A 17,225-nucleotide genomic window follows, 5' to 3' on the forward strand; every position below is an offset into this window, starting at 1 on the left:
TTCCATGATGGAAAAAGGCAAAGGGAAGAGCTATGCAATTGAATCATCGGGCACGGACATTTTTACAGAAATACGCGGTGGGGTTAGCTGAATCTTATGGGATTGAAGACACATCACGTTACTTTGCGCTGACTGACCCAAAAGAAACCGCCTTGCGCAGCGCGTTGTTGGAATCCGTGGAATTTCTCAGCATGATCACCTGTGCGGATGTGGATCACCTTTCCGGCCAGGTTGTATCAGTCGGCAACCCAGGGTTATTCACCGGGCGCAAAAAAGATGGCCGCTTTATGCGTAAAACGGGGATTGACGGTAATAAATACAGCTTAGTTGAAACCGATTCCGGCGCCGCCTTGCCTTGGGATTTATTATCTGTCTGGGCGAACTCAGGTTCAGAAAATGAGTTTTTCCAACGTATGCAGGAATTCACACATGAATCTTTTGCACTGGACATGATCCGGGTGGGTTTTAACGGCCAGCGCGTGGCGGAGACCACCGACCCAGAAGCCAATCCGAATGGTGAAGATGTGAACAGGGGTTGGCACCAAATCGCCAAAGAATGGAATCACGGCAAGCAGGTGATTACGACACCGGTGAAACTGGATGAGCGCGGTGATTTTACTTCACTGGATACGATGGCATCAGACCTGATTAACGCCTGTATTCCGCAGCAATTCAGGCATGATCCGCGCCTGGTGGTGCTGGTCGGTGCTGACTTAGTGGCGGCTGAACAATATCGACTGTATCAGGCGGCAGATAAACCGACTGAAAAAATCGCGGCGCAAATGTTGGGGAGTTCCATTGCTGGCCGTCCGGCCATGATACCGCCATTTATGCCGGGTAAACGTATGTCAGTCACTATGCTGTCTAACCTACAAATTCTGACACAGCGTAATACACGCCAGCGTAAGGCGGAATTTGTGGATGACCGTAAACAGTTTGAAAATAAATACCTGCGCAATGAAGGTTATGCGCTTGAAACCCCGGAATTGTACGCCGCCTATGATGAAAGTGCCGTCACTATCGGTACCGTGGCTGAACCTGCTGAAAAACTGGATACAGAATAGTGCTGTCGCCTGCTCAACGACACCGGGCCGCGGTTGAACTTCGCCAGAAACTGGCGCGGCAACAACCGGTTGCGATTGCAGAGGGGGCGAGTATGCACCTGCAAGCCCGCGCCATTGAGCAGGATATTAAGCGGTTACGCCAGTTGGCGTTAACGACGGAACGGGTAGAGATGAAAAAGCGGGAATTGTTGCCTAATTATCTGCCCACGGCGGAACGCTACCTAGCCGAGGGAGAAATTTACCGAAACCCGATTTTTGCTTACTGCGTGATCTGGTTATTTGATATTGGGGATTTTGCCAAAGGATTGGATTGGGCGGATATCGCCATTGAGCAAGGGCAGCTCACCCCTGACAATTTTCGCAGTAGCTTTCCGGCCTTTGTTGCTGACACGGTTTTACTCTGGGCACAGGTGGAAGCTGACACCGGGAATAGTATTGAACCCTATTTTTCAAGGACATTTCAGAATGTCACGGGCAAATGGAAAGTACACGAAAAAATTAAGGCCAAATACTACAAATTTGCTGCCTTAAACCTGCTGAAAGGGGATAACGCCGAAATTAAGGTGAGTTCGGTTGATAGGTGGGATGTGCTGGAGCAGGCGGATATCTGGTTATCAAAAGCGCATCAGTGCAACCCGAAAGCAGGCGTAAAAACTTATCGGCAACGGATTGCCGCCCGTTTACGGGCATTGACAACTCCACGCTAAACAATGACTACCGCAAGCCGGAGCGGGCGCGGTGGAGGCATGGCAAGGATTGCTCATGGCTGTGGAAACCGGACTGCCCGCTTTTTTATGGATGAGAGAGGCGAGATGTTTAGTGGCAACCCCCTTGATTATCGGGATGAACCGTTGACCAATGACGGTTTTTGGCCGGATTTGAATCTGCGCGAATTTCAGGTGAACCGCAATATTCCGGCTGACTTAGATAATGACCTGTTAGCTCATGCGCTGCTGGCAAGTGCCGCTGAAATCAATCTTGACTTACAGCGTCTGAAAGTCCGATTGCAGGCAAAAGGCTATCAGAAAGCGGCCAATGTGCCAGGCATTGCTATCAATGGCGTTAATGCGTTAGTGGGTCAGTATAAAAAGGCGGTTTATGCCAGGGCAAAAGCGGATCTGTTGGGAGAATACACAGCTATTGTCAGTCGTGCCCCTCATCCGCCACAAGAAAGTTCTGAACTACGTCCCCGTTTATTAGCGGAAGCGGCTTTTGTTATCCGCAATATGAAGGGATACGGTCGCACAACGGTACGCATGATATGAGCAAATTACATCATTTAACGGCATTTTTGCGGGAAAACCTGCCAGAACGTCTCTGTAAGATAGAATTTACCAGTGAAATGGATGAAATTCGTTTTATTCCTGCGCAACGGGATTTAGGTCTGGGGCAATACCAGATGTTTATCCAGCAGTATGAGGCGGTGATTGCCTGGGGGCGTTTCCCATACCGAGAGTTTGATCCGCGATATGTCCCATTGTTAATAGATGTGTGGCTGACTGAGCAGGGCAATGATTTAGAGGATGCCAATCTGGAGCCGGAACGGCCAGCGATGACCGTTGAAGTGGATGAGGAAACTGCTGTAGTTGTGGTGTCGTTGTCACTGTCAGAGCCTGTTGTCATGCGTGAAGATAAAAACGGCATCGTCCCCTTTGAGGGTAAGCGCTGGAGGCTGGCTGATACTGAAATCTGGTTTGCTGAAAAGGGTGTTGTGCATAGTGTGAATGAGTCAGGGGCACCCGTTGGACAAAGCCAATAATGATAATAATGATGCAGGGGCAGTTAAACCGAAATCAGTTTAAGGCACTGCAAAACGCACTGAGTGACCTTGAACTACCCTCGAAAAAGCGCCAACGCCTGTTATGGCGGATTGTGAAATACGGGGTGATCCCGGCGGCAAAACGCCATGTGCGCAATCAGCAATCACCGGATGGCGGGCGATGGACGGCCAGAAAAAGCCCGTGGCGCAAGAAAATGCTCAGGAACATGCCGAAGCTCTTGCATATTCGAGAAATGCCGGAAAATAACGCCGTGCGCATTTACCTGCAAGGCGGGCATTATCGGAATGGAAAACAACAGGTTCCTGCGGGTGTTGTGGGGTATGCACAGCAAAACGGGATGCGTATTCAGGTCAGTCGGCGGCAAGTACAAAAGCGCGTTGATCGTGAGCGCATGGCAACCATTAAGCAGGCGAAAAAACTGCGGGATTTGGGTTATCAGGTTAAGAAGGGTAAACGCTGGCGTAAGCCCCCGATAAAGGAAATTACCGCCAATATGAAATTTATTCAGGCAGGGGTATTGATCCGCGAACTGAGCGGCGGGACGGTTAAACGTTCATGGACGATTGAAGTTCCTGCCCGTAAGTTCTTAGGTATCAATGATGAAGAATTCAGTCAAGCGCTGGTTCGCCAGTTGCAAGGCATGGGATACGGTGTGGGTTAAGAGCATTGATAAGGGATTAAATTATGTGGCCACATGTTCAGGTTAACCAGGTTAATCAACTGCAAGGCGAAACTAGGGAAATAGAGCGAGTCTTGCTTTTCGTTGGAACGGGAAAAATCAACGTAGGTAAAACCATTGCGGTTAATACCCAAACGGATTTTGATTCTGTACTGGGAGCGGCACAAACCGTCCTCAAACGTCATGTACTGGCCGCAATGGCAAATGCGGGGCAAAACTGGTCCGGGTATATCCATGTATTGTCGGAATCAGAGGATGAATTGGCGTTTGTTGAGGCGGTGACGTCGGCGCAGCGTATAGTCAGTATTGAGGGCTATACGCTGACGGTCGGCGCAACCAAAGCCATCATTAAAGCCGCGCAAACTTTGCGAGCCAACACGATGGCTAAATTTGGTCGCTGGCAGTGGGCCATTCTGGCGGTTGATGGCACACAGGCAAAAGAGACTTGGGCGGATTATGTCACCCGCCTGGCAGAGCTACAAAAGGGCGAAGCCGTGGCATCGGTGCAACTGGTGCCGTGTCTGTGGGGCAATGAGGCGGGCGTGCTGGCCGGGCGATTATGCAACCGCGCCGTCACCGTGGCGGACAGTCCCGCACGGGTACAAACCGGGGCGTTGATGGATTTGGGTTCAACCGATTTTCCAAAAGATGGCACAGGTCAGCCGATTGATCTGGCAACCTTGCAGGCATTGGAAAAACTGCGTTTCAGTGTGCCGATGTGGTATCCCGATTATGATGGCATGTATTGGTCAGATGGCCGCACATTGGACGTAGAAGGCGGAGACTACCAGAGTATCGAAAACTTGCGGGTTGTCGATAAAGTAGCGCGTCGAGTGCGCTTGCAGGCTATCGCTAAAATTGCCGACCGTAGCTTAAACAGCACGCCGGGCAGTGTTGCAACGCATCAGGCATACTTCGCCCGTACCTTGCGTGAAATGTCGCGCAGTACCGAGATTAACGGCGTGACTTTTCCGGGGGAAGTGAAATCGCCGAAAGATGGAGATGTGGTGATTACATGGCGCAATAAAAACACGGTGGAAATTTATATCACTGTCCGCACTTACGAATGTCCGAAAGGGATCTCCGTCAGTCTGTTGCTGGATAGCAGTCTGGAGAAAATCGCATGAGCAAACGTATTTCAGGCCAGTCGGTTGATTTTAATATGGACGGGGATCTGGTTCATGCGGAAAAGGTCAATCTGTCCATTACGGACAACACCGCCGCCGCCCAAACACAGGGTGTACCGGATGGCTATATTTCCGGTGATGTGGCGGCAGAGGGGGAGATTGAACTCAGTACCAAATATCTGGAGATGGTGACCGCAAAAGCGCGCACGGTGGGTTCATGGCGGGGTATTCAGCCCGTCGATTTGATGTGGTATGCCAAGGCCGGTAACGAAGAAATCAAAGTTGAGGCTTACGGCTGCAAGCTGATTGTCAGCGACATTCTGGACGTTGATCCGAAAGGAGGCAGTGTCATGACGCATAAAGTGAAATTTGTGGTGACCAGTCCCGATTTTGTGCGCATTAATGGCATTCCCTATCTGGAAGCAGAACTGACACAAAGCCTGATAGGGTAAAGAGGTGTGTTCATGGAAGAACATGAGAAAACCTTTGTGACGCTGGTGCTATTGGGGGCACTGATTGCGTTAGGAAAGATGCTAACAGGCGATGAGCCGATCACCCTGCGGCTTTTCATTGGCCGGATTATCTTAGGGTCGGCTGTGTCAGTGATGGCGGGGGTGTTGCTGATTTGGTGGCCGGGTATCAGCCCGATAGCGGTGACAGGGATAGGCAGCGCATTAGGGATTGCTGGTTATCAGTTAATTGAAGTTTGGCTACGCAAGCGCGGCAGCGCTTTGTTAACAGGGAAGTTGAAGAAATGACACTGCGTGAAAAACAGCAATTATTTGCGGTACTGGTCGCACAATTGATCTTATGGGCGGACGAACACGGTTATCGCCTGACTTTAGGCGAGGCTTATCGTACACCAGAACAAGCGAAGTTAAACGCTCAGACAGGGAAAGGCATTGCCAATAGCCTGCATATTCAGCGGCTGGCGATAGATCTGAATTTATTTATCGGGGGCGAGTACCAGACAAACAGTCATGCTTATTTACCGTTAGGGGAATATTGGGAATCTCTTGGCGGAACGTGGGGCGGGCGATTTTCTCGACCGGACGGCAATCATTTCTCACTGGCGCATAATGGGGCGAAATGATGTTCAATACCCGGATGCTGTATTTGACTTTCCTTGCATTGGCATTCTGTGCAGGCTGGCGAGTAAACCATTATTACCGTGACAGTCTGGAGTTGAATATCACACGGGCAGCGGATGCTACAGGGGAAAAAATCAGGCAGGAACTGCAACACATTTCCAGTGTATCCGCCCGACAATTGGAAAATAAATTAGAAGGGATAGCCCATGCCGCCCCACGAGAGATTCATACTGAAATGGTTCGGCCTGTTTTTACTCATGTGTGCGTTAGCCCTGAATTTGTCAGGATGTACAACGATACAGCCGAAAGTATTGAACGAACACTATCAGGAAAACTTACTGACAAAATGTCAGGGCAGATTACCCCGGCTAACGGGAACAACCGGAAATAATCTGGCAAATGTTATAATGGATTACTCCAAATTATATGGTCATTGCGCCGCACGGCATAATCAATTAGTGGATGAAATTAATAAAAGAAAGGAATTAACCTATGAGTAAAGAAAATAAAGTCATTACTTTAATTGTCGGTGAAAATGAAATTACATTCGAGCCGAATATTGTTGCTTATAATAGCATGATTAACGATATGGCAATGGATAATAAGGTTGTCCCCATTGTTACCTATTTGCGCCGTATTGTTCAGCCTGCGTCTAAATCAATTTTAGATGAATGGTTAAAAATACCCGGTGCCGCGATGCAAATCGTTGAAAAGGTTAATGCCGAATATGCGCCCAAATTGGAAATTGAAATAAAAAACTAAATACGCGGGTTAAATCCATTGATAACAGCCTGTTTGAGGAAGCGTTAATATTGCGCCGTCATTATTTACCGAATGAGAACGATAATACGGACAATTTAGCCCGTGCAATTTGGCTGGATAATCGTTATTGGGAAAATATGCGAATCGCCACCGCGAATGGTATTGCATTGGCATTAAAGGGTGAACCATGAGGCAATTAGATTTTACATTAAGCCTAATTGATAAACTGACACAACCGCTTGCCAGTGCAAAAGCGGCTGTTTCTGGGTTTGCCAAAGCATCACAAACGGCGTTTGAAAAAATTGCAGTCGGCGGCGCAGGGTTAGCGGGGACATTTTGGTCAATTAAGGGGGTTCTTGATCCGGTTATTCAATGGGATGATGCGATGACAGAGGCATCACTTCAGGGGGTTGGTAGTGGTGTGATGGCGAAAGTGGCGGCGGATGCCATGAAATTCAGTTCATTGTATGGCAAGTCATCGACTGAATTTGTGCAATCAACGGCGGAAATCAGTAAGAAGATTAGCGAGCTGTCACAAAATGACTTACCGCAGATGACTCACATCACCAATATCACCGCCGCCGCCTTGAAATCCAGCGCGGCAGATACGACTCAATATATGGGGCAGATGTTTTCGAATTTTTCCAGCCATGCCAAAGCCGTAGGGAATATTCAGTTTGCTGAGGAACTGGCGGGAAAAGCCATCATCATGTCGAAAACATTTGGCACCAGTATGGAGGACATCGCGGATTTGATGGAGGGGACCCGCGCAGCAGGAACGCATTTCGGGGTAGGTATTGATGAACAATTGGCGGTATTGGGGGAATTGCACCGTTCATTGGGTACAGAGTCCAGTAGTCTTTATGAATCGTTTTTGACCGATGCCGCTGAGGGTGCGAAAAAACTTAGCATCAGCTTTGTTAATGCCTCTGGTCATATGCTAACCCTGCCGGAAATGTTGGAAAAGCTACAGGCCAAATATGGCAAAAGTATTGAGGGCAACCTTAAGGCACAAAAGGAAATTGAGGAGGCGTTTGGCGATTCTGCCATTGTCGTCAAACAATTGTATGGCAATGTGGATATGCTGCGTAAGAATATTTCGGCGTTAGGGGCCAATGATGGCCTGAAACGTGCTCGCGAAATGGCCGAGCGGATGGCGAACCCGTGGGCGCGGTTACACGCTATTTGGCAGAATATCCGTATTGCCGTAGGTTCAACAGTGCTCCCGGTTATCTCTTCACTGGTCAATAGGCTTGCTAATGCCGGTCAATTACTGGTGCGCTGGCTGAAACTGTTTTCAAATATCGCCCGCTGGGTCGGTTATATCACTCTCAGTATTCTGAGTTTTGCCGCTGCGGGGGCTGCCGCCAATCTCGTCATGGGCGTATCTAAATTTATCTGGATTGGCCTTAAGGGGATTTGGGCGGCTTGTACGCTCGTTATGAAACTGGGTACGGCGGCGGTGTGGCTCTATAACGCGGCTATTATTGCATGGAACACCACATTACGCGTGTTACACGGGGTATTGCGGGCTGTCAGGATTGCGGCCTTTTTAGCGGGTATTTCATTCAGCTTCATGACCTGGCCGATCTTGCTGATTATTGCTGCTATTGCGTTGCTGGCTGTTGGCATTTATCTGCTTATCAGGCATTGGGATGCCATCAAAGCGGCCCTGATGAACACAACCGCCTTTAGGATGGTGGCGGCGTATGTGAAATGGGTTGGCGGGATATTCAGTGCGGTTTGGGGCGGGATCGCCGAGGGCTGGAATAACCTGTGTAACGGGTTTAGCCGTTTTTCACTGGCGGATACCTTTGCGGGCATTGTGGAGAGTATCGGCAATATTTTCGGCGGCTTATGGGATTGGCTGATGAACTCCTTTTCCGATAGCTACCACTGGATTATCGATAAATTAAATAATATTCCCGGTATCAATATTGAAACCCAGTCTATTGAGAAAACCGTTATCGAACCTGTGGGAAAAGTGAAGATCCCTGAAATGGGTATTGATGGAAATAACCAGAAAATTATTTCTCAACCCAGTGAGATATTACAGGGACTGCCTCAAAGGATTTCGCCAAGTAAATTGGTTAACCCCCTTGAAACGCAGGAGATACTCACAGGCGGGAGAAAACAGGGCATGACTAAAAATGGTCTGCTCAAGGAAGTGACAACCCATTCACAGACCATCAATGATAACAGTCGCCGAATTGAAAATGTGACGTTGAATATTTCCAACGGCATGACACCGGAGCAATTAACAGAATGGGAGCAAGTGGCATATGGATGAGCCGAAATACATTGATTTGTTCATTAACGAGCGCAATTTCACACTCAATTCAGGGAATGAGCCACGTTTTTGTCATAACCGTATTTCCATCGGTCAGGATTGTGTACATGCCATTCTTGAAAGTGGCTTGGCAACGAAACTTATCGCCGAACGCAGCCCAACACTACGGGCAGACATTCACACACAGATAGGCATACTGGTCGAAGACGATGAGCGGATTATTCCGGGAACCGTCATCATTAATGAAGAATCACCCATTAAGTTATGGATAGCCGCTGAAACTTATGATTTTGGCCGTATTAACGTGAGTGTGAGCAGTGGAAACGAAACCGACGATTGATTATGAAAAGGTCTTACGTGATAGCGGGATGCCAACCACGGAAACCGACATCAGCATGGCATTCGCTAAAGTGGTCGATGAAGCTGGGTTGGTGACCAACACCTCGCGGATGTCCCCGTTTTGGCGGCTGATTAACACCATAGTAACGCGCCCTGTGTTATGGCTGAAAGCGGCGTTAATCAATGTCACCTTAAAAAATATGTATTTGGCGACTGCATCCGGCACATGGTTGGATATGTTTGCGTGGGGCGTCAACCTGAAACGTAAACCCGCATCCGCTGCGCAGGGTGTGCTCCGCTTCTATAAAACCGCAGGTGCATCAACGGTGACCGTGCCCGCCGGAACGGTGATCCAGACTGAACGCATTAATGGAGAAATCTATCGCGTTAGCACCACGGAAAGCGTAGTGATCGCCGACAATGTGTCCAGTGCCTTATTGCCTGTCAAAGCAGAAGCCGCAGGCGGTGCTTTCAACCTTGCCCCCGGTTATTTTCGTATCCTGCCCGTGGCAGTGTCGGGCATTGAGCGAGTACAGAATGAAGAGGGTTGGCTATTGACGCCCGGTGCAGATGCCGAATCCGATGATGATTTGCGCGACCGTTGTCGGAACCAATATAACTGGGTGGGCAACTATCATACAGATGCAGTTTACCGCGGTATGATTGCCGCTGTGGCAGGTTTGAGCATTGATCGCATTTTTTTCCTGCATGATGCGCCTCGTGGCACCGGCACCGCAAACGCCTATTTGTTGCTGGATTCTGGGGTCATCAGCCAGCCCTTTATTGAGGCGGTGAACGATTACATCACCCATCAGGGGCATCATGGGCATGGGGATGATATGCAGTGTCTGCCGATGCCCGAAACGCATCATGAATTATCGGTCACGCTGTTTGTGGCAAATCTGGCGAACTACAGCCAGGAACAGGCAACAACATTAAAAACGGATGTTGAGAACCTGATCCGCTGCGCCTTTCGGGAAAATAGGGAATATCACGTGAAAAAAACCTGGCCTTATGCCCGATTTTCCTTTTCCAACCTGGGACAAGAAATACACCGTGAATTTGCCGAGATTGAATCACTGACCTTTTCATTGGGTGACATTCTGAGTGATTTAAGTGTGCCCAGGCTGCAATCACTGATAATCGAGGTGAAGCATGTCTGAATTCAGGGAACGACTCAGGCGGCTGGCCTTGCCGTCATGGATGGATAAGGGAGAACCCGCCAAACTGCTTTGGGCCGCGCGTGAGTTCTGGTTAATGATTTATCGCTGGTTGACATGGCCGTTAGCCCAATTGGACGCAGAAACTTGTGCGGCGGAATTACTGCCGATATTGGCCTATCAGCGGGACATCCAGCGCTTTAACGGTGAACCGCTGACATTATTTCGCAAACGGGTGAAATACGCGTTTATTAATACCAGAGAGGCGGGCAGTGTTGCGGGATTTATCGCTATCTTTGAACGTTTAGGTGTCGGCCATGTTGAAGTACGGGAACGACAACCGGCGATAGATTGGGATGTGATTATTTTGCGTGTCAGTGACGGGCAAGTCGCTGAAAACCCTGATTTGCTGATGAACATCATTCGTCAGTATGGCCGCACTTGCCGCCGCTACCGTTTTGAAGTGATGACGAATAACAAACTGTTTATGCGTGTGGGCAGTTTAGGCGTGGAATATTGCTGTTATTACGCGGCTATGTTCTCGCCGCCCCTGCTATTAAAAGTGGGTTACATGTCGGGTGAGTCCGTTTTTGATAGCGCCAGTTTAAAGGAGATTACCGCACCTAATATGACCTACGGTGCATCATTATAAGGAAATAATATGGCGTCAGTGATTACAGTAGACTTTGAAAAATGGAAAGCGCAGCAGGCCGCGGCGGGAAAGCCCGTGGTTTTGGATGAGTTTGTTTTTGCTTATGTGCCGGATTTAGATCCCGCTCTTGCCATTAATCGCGATGAGAAATTACCCGCAGAAAGTTATATTGTGCATCGCCAGGCTGTGAACAAAACAGGGTTAGCTAGCGAAAATGCGGTAGCCTACAGTGTCACATTGGGAACGGAAGCCGGTCATTTTGATTTTAACTGGATTGGCCTGATAAATAAGGCTTCTGGCATTATTGGCATGATTACCCATGCCCCAGCTCAGAAAAAAATTAAGACCGCGAACGGATTACAGGGAAATGTGCTGACTCGCTCTTTTTTACTGGAGTTTGAAGGGGCAGCCAAAGAGGCCGCTATTACGACCACGGCGGAAACCTGGCAGATTGATTTTACCGCCCGTTTATCTGGCATCGATGAAATGCAGCGTCTGATGAATACTGACAGTTACGGTGAGGCGGCGTTTTTCGGTGATGGGTTTTCCGTGGTTCGTCGTGGTGACCAGTACACGGTCAAAAAGGGGCTGGCTTATATCGGCGGGTTGCGGGGTGAGTTGGCGTTTGACCAAACACTTAACCGCCTGCGCGATACCCGCGTTTATGCGGATTTTAGCTATCAAGGCAATGTGGTCAGCCAGTGGAAAACCGTTGTTCATATCGTCGTCGCCAATGATCTTAAAAACTACATCGATGCGGCAGGGTATCCGCATTATGTCTTTGCGGTTGCGGGTATTGATGGTCACGGTGATGTGCTGGATTTGCGCATTAAAGGGTCATTGAATGACCGTGATATTGCCGCTATTCATCAAGAGATTGATAGCGTGAAACGGGAATATGTGACTCAGCAGGCATTGGAAAGCGGTCTGCATGGGAAACAGTCGAAAGGGGACTATGCCACTAATGCCGCATTAACCGTTGTCAGAGAAAACGCCAATAGTCGCCTGGCTAAAAGTCAGAACGGCGCAGATATTCCCAATAAGAGTGAATTTGTCAAAAATATAGGTTTAGTGGAAACTGTCGAACAGGCAATGAATGCTGTACCGAATGACAGGAGAATTAACGGGAAATCGCTATCGTCTGATATCAGTTTGATGGCGAGTGATGTTGGTGCCTATCACCAGACTACCTATATGACTGAGCTACCCGGCAGACATTATTCAGGGCCATTTTCTTGTGGTCGGGAAAATGGATGGGCCAAAGGGGTGAGCATCAGTGTAGGGGGTGACACGGGGCAAATTTGGATTGATGTCGATGCACAGTTGCACACTAGATTTCTCAACTCTAACGGTGCCGTAGAGCAAAAGATTACGATAGGTATCCCGATTGGCGCTACTATCGAATGGCATGCGGCTGCGCCGATACCCGCCGGATATGAACCCAATGAGGGGCGCTCATTCCGGGCGGCAGATTACCCTGAGCTTGCCAAAATTTTTCCCGACCTGAAATTACCCGATGATAGGGGGCTGTTTAAGCGTGGTCTGGATAGAGGGCGGGGACTGGATTCTGGTCGTTCGCTAGGGAGTGTTCAGGGGGACGCGATCAGAAATATCACGGGATCATTAGGTAATCCTACTATTGAGAGCGGGAGCAACGCCTCTGGTGCATTCAGTTACCAATATAAGGCAGGCGGTCGCGCAGCCGGTGCCGGTGGTGGGGTGATTTCATGGACATTTGACGCGTCGAGAGTGGTCCCTACCGCAAATGAAAACCGGCCTGTCAACAAATCAGTGATTTATATTACGAGGGTAAAGTAATGACTAAATACAGCGCAGATATTCAAATGGCCCGGTTTGATGAGGATGGGTTAGCTATTGTTAGCGGATGGGTTGCGGTTTATCGTTGTCATCCTGAAACACGGGAATATATTGGGGCCGATATGGATCGCGTGTCACGCGGTTTTTCTGTTGCGGCTAATGCGTATCTGGATGCGCCTGAATTACCTGACACGCATGATGTTGCGATTTGTCGTCGTGTAGATGAAAAATCCTGGCGACATGTGCCTGACTATCGGGGTAAAACGGCGTATGTAACCGATACAGGCCAGCCGATCAATATTGCCGCCATCGGTGCATTGCCTGATAATCTCACCCTGCAATCACCCCAAACCCCCTTTGATAAGTGGGAGAATAAGCAATGGATCACAGATAAATCAGCCCTAAAATCTCATCAAATTGAACAGGCTGAACAGCAAAAAATCGCGCTACAGCAACAGGCAGATGCGGCAATCAAACCCTTACAGGATGCCATTGATCTGGATATCGCCACTGATGCCGAAAAATCAGCGCTCGTGGAATGGAAAAAATATCGTGTGCGGGTGAACAGAGCGGACCTTTCTACTGTCCCCGATATCAACTGGCCTGAGCAACCCGCGTGATGAATTGGCAACGGAAAATAATGCGCATCTCTCCGAATATGACGGGGATGCATTGCTCGATACTACCCGTCCATCCGTTCGTATACGGTATCGGGCAGAAAGCGGACAGCGGTCACTACCTGAGTCCGGCAAACGCCATCAATTATCTGGCAAATAAAATCCGGGGAACGGGAAACATGAGCGCCGTGGTACTCATGATCTGCGCGAAGACGCATAATGAATTTATCCAGCATTTAACCCAATTTTCAGCAGTGTTGCCGTTGCCGGTATTTTCTCAGGTCACTCGTATGACAAAGACAGCGGAACGTCTGGCGATCACCAAAATGCAATTGCCTGGGAAACCGGGCATCGGTTTGCCTCCATTTCAACCGTTTTCAACATCAACCAGCCGCATGTCCGTGAATGCGCGATTGATTGCACAGGCTAAAATACAGGTTAGCGCTGGCAGCAGCATTGCGGGATTGAAATCACAATTAACAAACTTCACGACGGTAAGACAGAACACCTTACAACAAGTTACTGCCGCTCTGAATGGCGTCAGGAACAAATCGGCCCGTGTCTGGACATTCTCAGGGAAAGGGAATGGCGCATTACTGGACGAAAAACTGCGTCAGGATATCCCTGAACAGGACGCTGTTTACACGCTGGCGACATTATTTGCCGGGGACGATATTCGCGCATTAGAAAGGATGCTACACAATGAGCCAAATTATCACACTGGCCCTTGATGGCGAGGCCATACCATTAAAAAGTCTGACCGTAACCCCGTCGGTGGTATTTCAGGACACAGACCAAAGCGGCCAGTCATCCAGTACCGCCGTAGCGGAGCAAGGTATTAAGCCCAAGGAGTTACGTGTTACGGGGATCATTCCGTTTACTGAGCAAAAAACGCTGTCACGCCTGTTTGCACTGGCGGAGGCCAAAGATAAGGGAAGTCTGAAACGTTATCGTGTCGCTAACCTGACCGCAGGTGCTATCAACTTTCGCATCGGGACATTCACCCATACTATTGATGCCAGTAAGATCGACGGTAAACAGGCATGGCAGGTCACATTTACTTTACGTGAACATTTATCTGTTGCTGAGAAACGTGATGCCCGTGCTGCCGATAATATTCAGGCCAGAAAGCAAACAGGTCAAGGGGCAGCCGCCGCAAAAGAAGCGCCGGAAAAATTAAGCTGGTTTGAAAGCAAAGTATTGAAACCGATTAATGACAAAATAGGACCTGCTAAATAATGACACCGATTAACCGGCTCTATCTTTCTGGTGATGAAATTCACCTGGTTGACGCCAATATTATGCTGGAACTGGCATCCTGTGGTCGTGGCTTTATCACGGCGGAGACGACAACGGACTACACCGGAAAACTGGTGCGGCTGGATGTCGGTTACACGGATTTAGTGTTGCGCTGGTTTACGGGTTATGTGGCACGCTCACAGCCAGCCCAAAACGGTTATCAGCGTCTTTTTGTGCGTGAACTGGTCGGTGTGTTTGATCGATTATGGTCGTGTTCATTTCAGCATCCAACACTGAGCCAGATTGTGGACTGGTTGCAGGAGCACAGCGGACTGACCTTCACATTGCCGGATGCCCCTTATACGGAGACACCTATCCCGCATTTTACTCATCATGGGACCGGCTATCAGTTGCTGGCTAATCTTGGGCAGGTTTTTTCGATTGAAGATTATCTCTGGCATCAGTTGCCGGATGGTTCGGTTTATGTGGGCAGCGGGGCGCATTCGATGTTTGCGGGGAAACCGGTCGATATTCCGAATGCATTTAGCCAGCGTCAGTCCGCGGGCAATGCGATGACCATTCCCATGATCCCATCGTTGCGCCCAGGCGTGGTGATCAACCAGCACCGGTTGAACAAGGTCAATCTGAACAATGAAAACATGGTCATTACATGGGAAGCCGTCAACAAACTGACCGGTCAGTCGCAGACCAGAACGCCAATGCAGCGTCAGATTGATGCCACCTACCCCGAATTATCGGCTGGGCTGCATTTACCCAAATTTGCCCGCATCGAGGCACACCCTGAAAATACGGTCAGCGGCGATATCTCCGACCCATTCCGGCCACGCTATGCGGTTGATGTACAATTATTGGCTGATGATGGTCAGGATGCCGCTGTTCCTGTTTACCACTCGGTTCCGCTGCCTTTGCCGATGGCGGGCAGTGAATCGGGTATGTTCCAATATCCGCCAGTCGGAACGGTGGTTGAAATCGCCTTTGAGGCAGGCAGACCGGATAAGCCCTTTATCCGGCAGACATTAAGTCAGGGTAATACCTTGCCCGATATCAAGCCAGGCGAACAATTGCAGCAGCAGCGGGCGGAAGTTTCGCAGAGGGTAACTCAGGAAGGGAACTGGATTCGTCAGACTGACCAGACCATTAATGAATCGTCCATGCACCGTGAAGTCAGGGCAGATACGGAAACACGTAACGTAGTCGCACGGGAAACCACGATACAGGCCACGGATAAAACCACGGTTTTGGGCACGTCTACGCTACTGGCGGGCGCTGTCCGGCAAATTGCAGACGGTGACTATAGTGTGGTGACCTCATCAAATTTCGTTGCCAGTGTAGGGAAAGAGGCCAATATTGAAGTCGGGCAAAAGCTGATAGAGAAGATGGGTCTGCTTAAGCAGAGCATCGCCGGTGCCAGGCAAGAAATCATCGCGCCCGTGGTTTGGGTGGGCAGCCAGCAAATCAATGTCATGACCTTGATGTTAGAGACGTTGGATGTGGTTAAAGCACTGGCGGAACAGACTGCCGCCCATACGCACCACAACACAGGCACGCCGGAGAATGCCAGCGTGATAAGGAACACGGCCTATAAATCCGATGGATTGAAACAGAAGTATTCGCCTGTGATTGGGTAAATATCATTCCATTTATGTGAGGTTTTTTTACTCTGCACCCTAGGTTGATATTTTATGCTATAGGCATTAGACTAGTTATGTCAGTTAAGGAATATCGCGCTAGGACTGAGGCTACCAATCTCGGTAATAGCACAAAAGATGCCCGCGCCCTGTATGGGTAAAACAAAAAAGCCAACCTCACCAGTTGGTTTTTTTGTTTTTACCAACTCACCATTTTAATTGATTGAATCATCTGAAAATAAACCTATAATCAACGGCTGTTAGTTTTGGGTAGCGTTCTGGCCTGTGTATCTCTGACGCAAGTTTTCGTAAGTCCTGGCTGAAGAACAGGTGGTGCTGCTTCAGTGCCTCGGTCAGAGCGCGATATTCCTTAACTGACTTGATGGAAGCCAGCCGGACAGGCAGCGTAAAGGCAATGGCTGGTTAAGTCGTGCTCCTAACAGGAGCAAACCGGGTGAAAGCATTTATTGATACTGCTATCATCGTTCTTAAAGCGTTAATCGCGCTTTTAGAGCTGATCCGTGCATTTCTGAAATAGATAACGGAAACGTAGCTAAGGCCATCGGGGGAACCTCCCGGTGGCCTTTAACATTTACCGCCTTTGATCAAGCAAGCCACTCTTGTTTAGGTGGCTCAATATACTAATCTAAAAGCTTAAATTTGGTCATCCCGACTGGACTTGAACCCGTGTTCAAGTGGTTATTGCTCCAGTAGTATGGGAGGATAGCCAACAGATTAGTGTAGTTTACCGCGAGTCATACACATAATCACATTGGGACGCCTTTTTAAATGCGGTATCAATCAGCGCTACGGGTTCGTGTTCTGATGGTCTGAAACACATTATTGATTAATTAACCTCAGCTTCGTTTAAAAATAGCTATATCACAATCCCGTAAATTCAAGCTCGGTTTTTTAGGTTGGAATGTATAAGCAATTAGGCCAGCGACGATTTCCAAT

General features: G+C 49.0%; 23 protein-coding genes and 1 pseudogene. 23 read left to right on the plus strand and 1 reads right to left on the minus strand.

Features of this window, described 5'->3' with window-relative positions; translation table 11 throughout:
* The first annotated feature begins 32 nt into the window (after positions 1–32).
* From ABR397_RS19075 to dinQ, 23 genes are all read left to right on the plus strand, one after another.
* Complete coding sequence (locus ABR397_RS19075) at positions 33–1,064, plus strand: phage major capsid protein, P2 family (protein ID WP_350307115.1); 1,032 nt, start codon at positions 33–35, stop codon at positions 1,062–1,064.
* Complete coding sequence (gene gpM / locus ABR397_RS19080) at positions 1,064–1,771, plus strand: phage terminase small subunit (RefSeq protein WP_350307116.1); 708 nt, start codon at positions 1,064–1,066, stop codon at positions 1,769–1,771. The genes ABR397_RS19075 and gpM overlap by 1 nt, the downstream gene beginning before the upstream one ends.
* Before the next feature lie 105 nt (positions 1,772–1,876).
* Positions 1,877–2,329, plus strand: coding sequence for a head completion/stabilization protein (locus tag ABR397_RS19085; protein WP_350307132.1), 453 nt, complete (start codon positions 1,877–1,879; stop codon positions 2,327–2,329).
* Complete coding sequence (locus ABR397_RS19090; RefSeq protein WP_350307117.1) at positions 2,326–2,823, plus strand: phage tail protein; 498 nt, start codon at positions 2,326–2,328, stop codon at positions 2,821–2,823. Before ABR397_RS19085 ends, ABR397_RS19090 begins: the two co-directional genes overlap by 4 nt.
* Positions 2,824–2,828: 5 nt before the next feature.
* Positions 2,829–3,506 carry a hypothetical protein gene (locus tag ABR397_RS19095; RefSeq protein WP_350307133.1) on the plus strand — a complete coding sequence of 226 codons (678 nt, stop codon included), beginning with the start codon at positions 2,829–2,831 and terminating at the stop codon, positions 3,504–3,506.
* A gap of 20 nt (positions 3,507–3,526) precedes the next feature.
* A complete protein-coding gene (locus ABR397_RS19100; RefSeq protein WP_350307134.1) occupies positions 3,527–4,651 on the plus strand; it encodes a DUF2586 domain-containing protein in 1,125 nt (374 codons plus the stop codon).
* The gene (locus tag ABR397_RS19105; RefSeq protein WP_065823405.1) at positions 4,648–5,103 is read left to right on the plus strand and encodes a phage protein; all 456 of its coding nucleotides are present in this window, start codon (positions 4,648–4,650) and stop codon (positions 5,101–5,103) included. The genes ABR397_RS19100 and ABR397_RS19105 overlap by 4 nt, the downstream gene beginning before the upstream one ends.
* Before the next feature lie 12 nt (positions 5,104–5,115).
* Positions 5,116–5,409, plus strand: coding sequence for a phage holin family protein (locus ABR397_RS19110; RefSeq protein ID WP_046975131.1), 294 nt, complete (start codon positions 5,116–5,118; stop codon positions 5,407–5,409).
* Positions 5,406–5,744 carry a M15 family metallopeptidase gene (locus tag ABR397_RS19115; protein ID WP_350307118.1) on the plus strand — a complete coding sequence of 113 codons (339 nt, stop codon included), beginning with the start codon at positions 5,406–5,408 and terminating at the stop codon, positions 5,742–5,744. Before ABR397_RS19110 ends, ABR397_RS19115 begins: the two co-directional genes overlap by 4 nt.
* The gene (locus ABR397_RS19120; protein WP_350307119.1) at positions 5,741–6,133 is read left to right on the plus strand and encodes a hypothetical protein; all 393 of its coding nucleotides are present in this window, start codon (positions 5,741–5,743) and stop codon (positions 6,131–6,133) included. Before ABR397_RS19115 ends, ABR397_RS19120 begins: the two co-directional genes overlap by 4 nt.
* Positions 6,054–6,242 (plus strand): hypothetical protein, encoded by a 189-nt coding sequence (locus ABR397_RS19125; protein WP_350307120.1) that lies wholly within the window; start codon positions 6,054–6,056, stop codon positions 6,240–6,242. The genes ABR397_RS19120 and ABR397_RS19125 overlap by 80 nt, the downstream gene beginning before the upstream one ends.
* Positions 6,235–6,504 (plus strand): putative phage tail assembly chaperone, encoded by a 270-nt coding sequence (locus tag ABR397_RS19130; RefSeq protein WP_046975134.1) that lies wholly within the window; start codon positions 6,235–6,237, stop codon positions 6,502–6,504. Before ABR397_RS19125 ends, ABR397_RS19130 begins: the two co-directional genes overlap by 8 nt.
* 50 nt (positions 6,505–6,554) lie before the next feature.
* Positions 6,555–6,695, plus strand: coding sequence for a DUF6890 family protein (locus ABR397_RS19135; RefSeq protein WP_158537808.1), 141 nt, complete (start codon positions 6,555–6,557; stop codon positions 6,693–6,695).
* Positions 6,692–8,794, plus strand: coding sequence for a phage tail tape measure protein (locus ABR397_RS19140; protein ID WP_350307121.1), 2,103 nt, complete (start codon positions 6,692–6,694; stop codon positions 8,792–8,794). Before ABR397_RS19135 ends, ABR397_RS19140 begins: the two co-directional genes overlap by 4 nt.
* Positions 8,787–9,134, plus strand: a complete 348-nt coding sequence (locus ABR397_RS19145; RefSeq protein ID WP_350307122.1) for a DUF2590 family protein — start codon at positions 8,787–8,789, stop codon at positions 9,132–9,134. The genes ABR397_RS19140 and ABR397_RS19145 overlap by 8 nt, the downstream gene beginning before the upstream one ends.
* A complete protein-coding gene (locus ABR397_RS19150; RefSeq protein WP_350307123.1) occupies positions 9,112–10,296 on the plus strand; it encodes a baseplate J/gp47 family protein in 1,185 nt (394 codons plus the stop codon). The genes ABR397_RS19145 and ABR397_RS19150 overlap by 23 nt, the downstream gene beginning before the upstream one ends.
* Positions 10,289–10,945 carry a phage tail protein gene (locus ABR397_RS19155; protein WP_350307124.1) on the plus strand — a complete coding sequence of 219 codons (657 nt, stop codon included), beginning with the start codon at positions 10,289–10,291 and terminating at the stop codon, positions 10,943–10,945. Before ABR397_RS19150 ends, ABR397_RS19155 begins: the two co-directional genes overlap by 8 nt.
* A 9-nt stretch (positions 10,946–10,954) precedes the next feature.
* Positions 10,955–12,763, plus strand: coding sequence for a phage tail-collar fiber domain-containing protein (locus ABR397_RS19160; protein ID WP_350307125.1), 1,809 nt, complete (start codon positions 10,955–10,957; stop codon positions 12,761–12,763).
* Complete coding sequence (locus tag ABR397_RS19165) at positions 12,763–13,383, plus strand: tail fiber assembly protein (protein WP_350307126.1); 621 nt, start codon at positions 12,763–12,765, stop codon at positions 13,381–13,383. Before ABR397_RS19160 ends, ABR397_RS19165 begins: the two co-directional genes overlap by 1 nt.
* Positions 13,383–14,111: a hypothetical protein gene (locus tag ABR397_RS19170; protein WP_350307127.1), complete on the plus strand. Its 729-nt coding sequence runs from the start codon at positions 13,383–13,385 to the stop codon at positions 14,109–14,111. Before ABR397_RS19165 ends, ABR397_RS19170 begins: the two co-directional genes overlap by 1 nt.
* Positions 14,083–14,619 (plus strand): baseplate complex protein, encoded by a 537-nt coding sequence (locus ABR397_RS19175; RefSeq protein WP_350307128.1) that lies wholly within the window; start codon positions 14,083–14,085, stop codon positions 14,617–14,619. The genes ABR397_RS19170 and ABR397_RS19175 overlap by 29 nt, the downstream gene beginning before the upstream one ends.
* Positions 14,619–16,268: a hypothetical protein gene (locus ABR397_RS19180; RefSeq protein WP_350307129.1), complete on the plus strand. Its 1,650-nt coding sequence runs from the start codon at positions 14,619–14,621 to the stop codon at positions 16,266–16,268. The genes ABR397_RS19175 and ABR397_RS19180 overlap by 1 nt, the downstream gene beginning before the upstream one ends.
* A 466-nt stretch (positions 16,269–16,734) precedes the next feature.
* Positions 16,735–16,806 (plus strand): damage-inducible type I toxin DinQ, encoded by a 72-nt coding sequence (gene dinQ, locus ABR397_RS19185; protein WP_369293964.1) that lies wholly within the window; start codon positions 16,735–16,737, stop codon positions 16,804–16,806.
* A gap of 319 nt (positions 16,807–17,125) precedes the next feature.
* Here dinQ and ABR397_RS25490 read toward each other — a convergent pair.
* Positions 17,126–17,225 (minus strand): annotated as a pseudogene (locus ABR397_RS25490) (IS982 family transposase); the annotation flags it as partial.

The sequence above is a fragment of the Photorhabdus viridis genome (genome assembly GCF_040256935.1).
Taxonomy (GTDB): domain Bacteria; phylum Pseudomonadota; class Gammaproteobacteria; order Enterobacterales; family Enterobacteriaceae; genus Photorhabdus; species Photorhabdus viridis.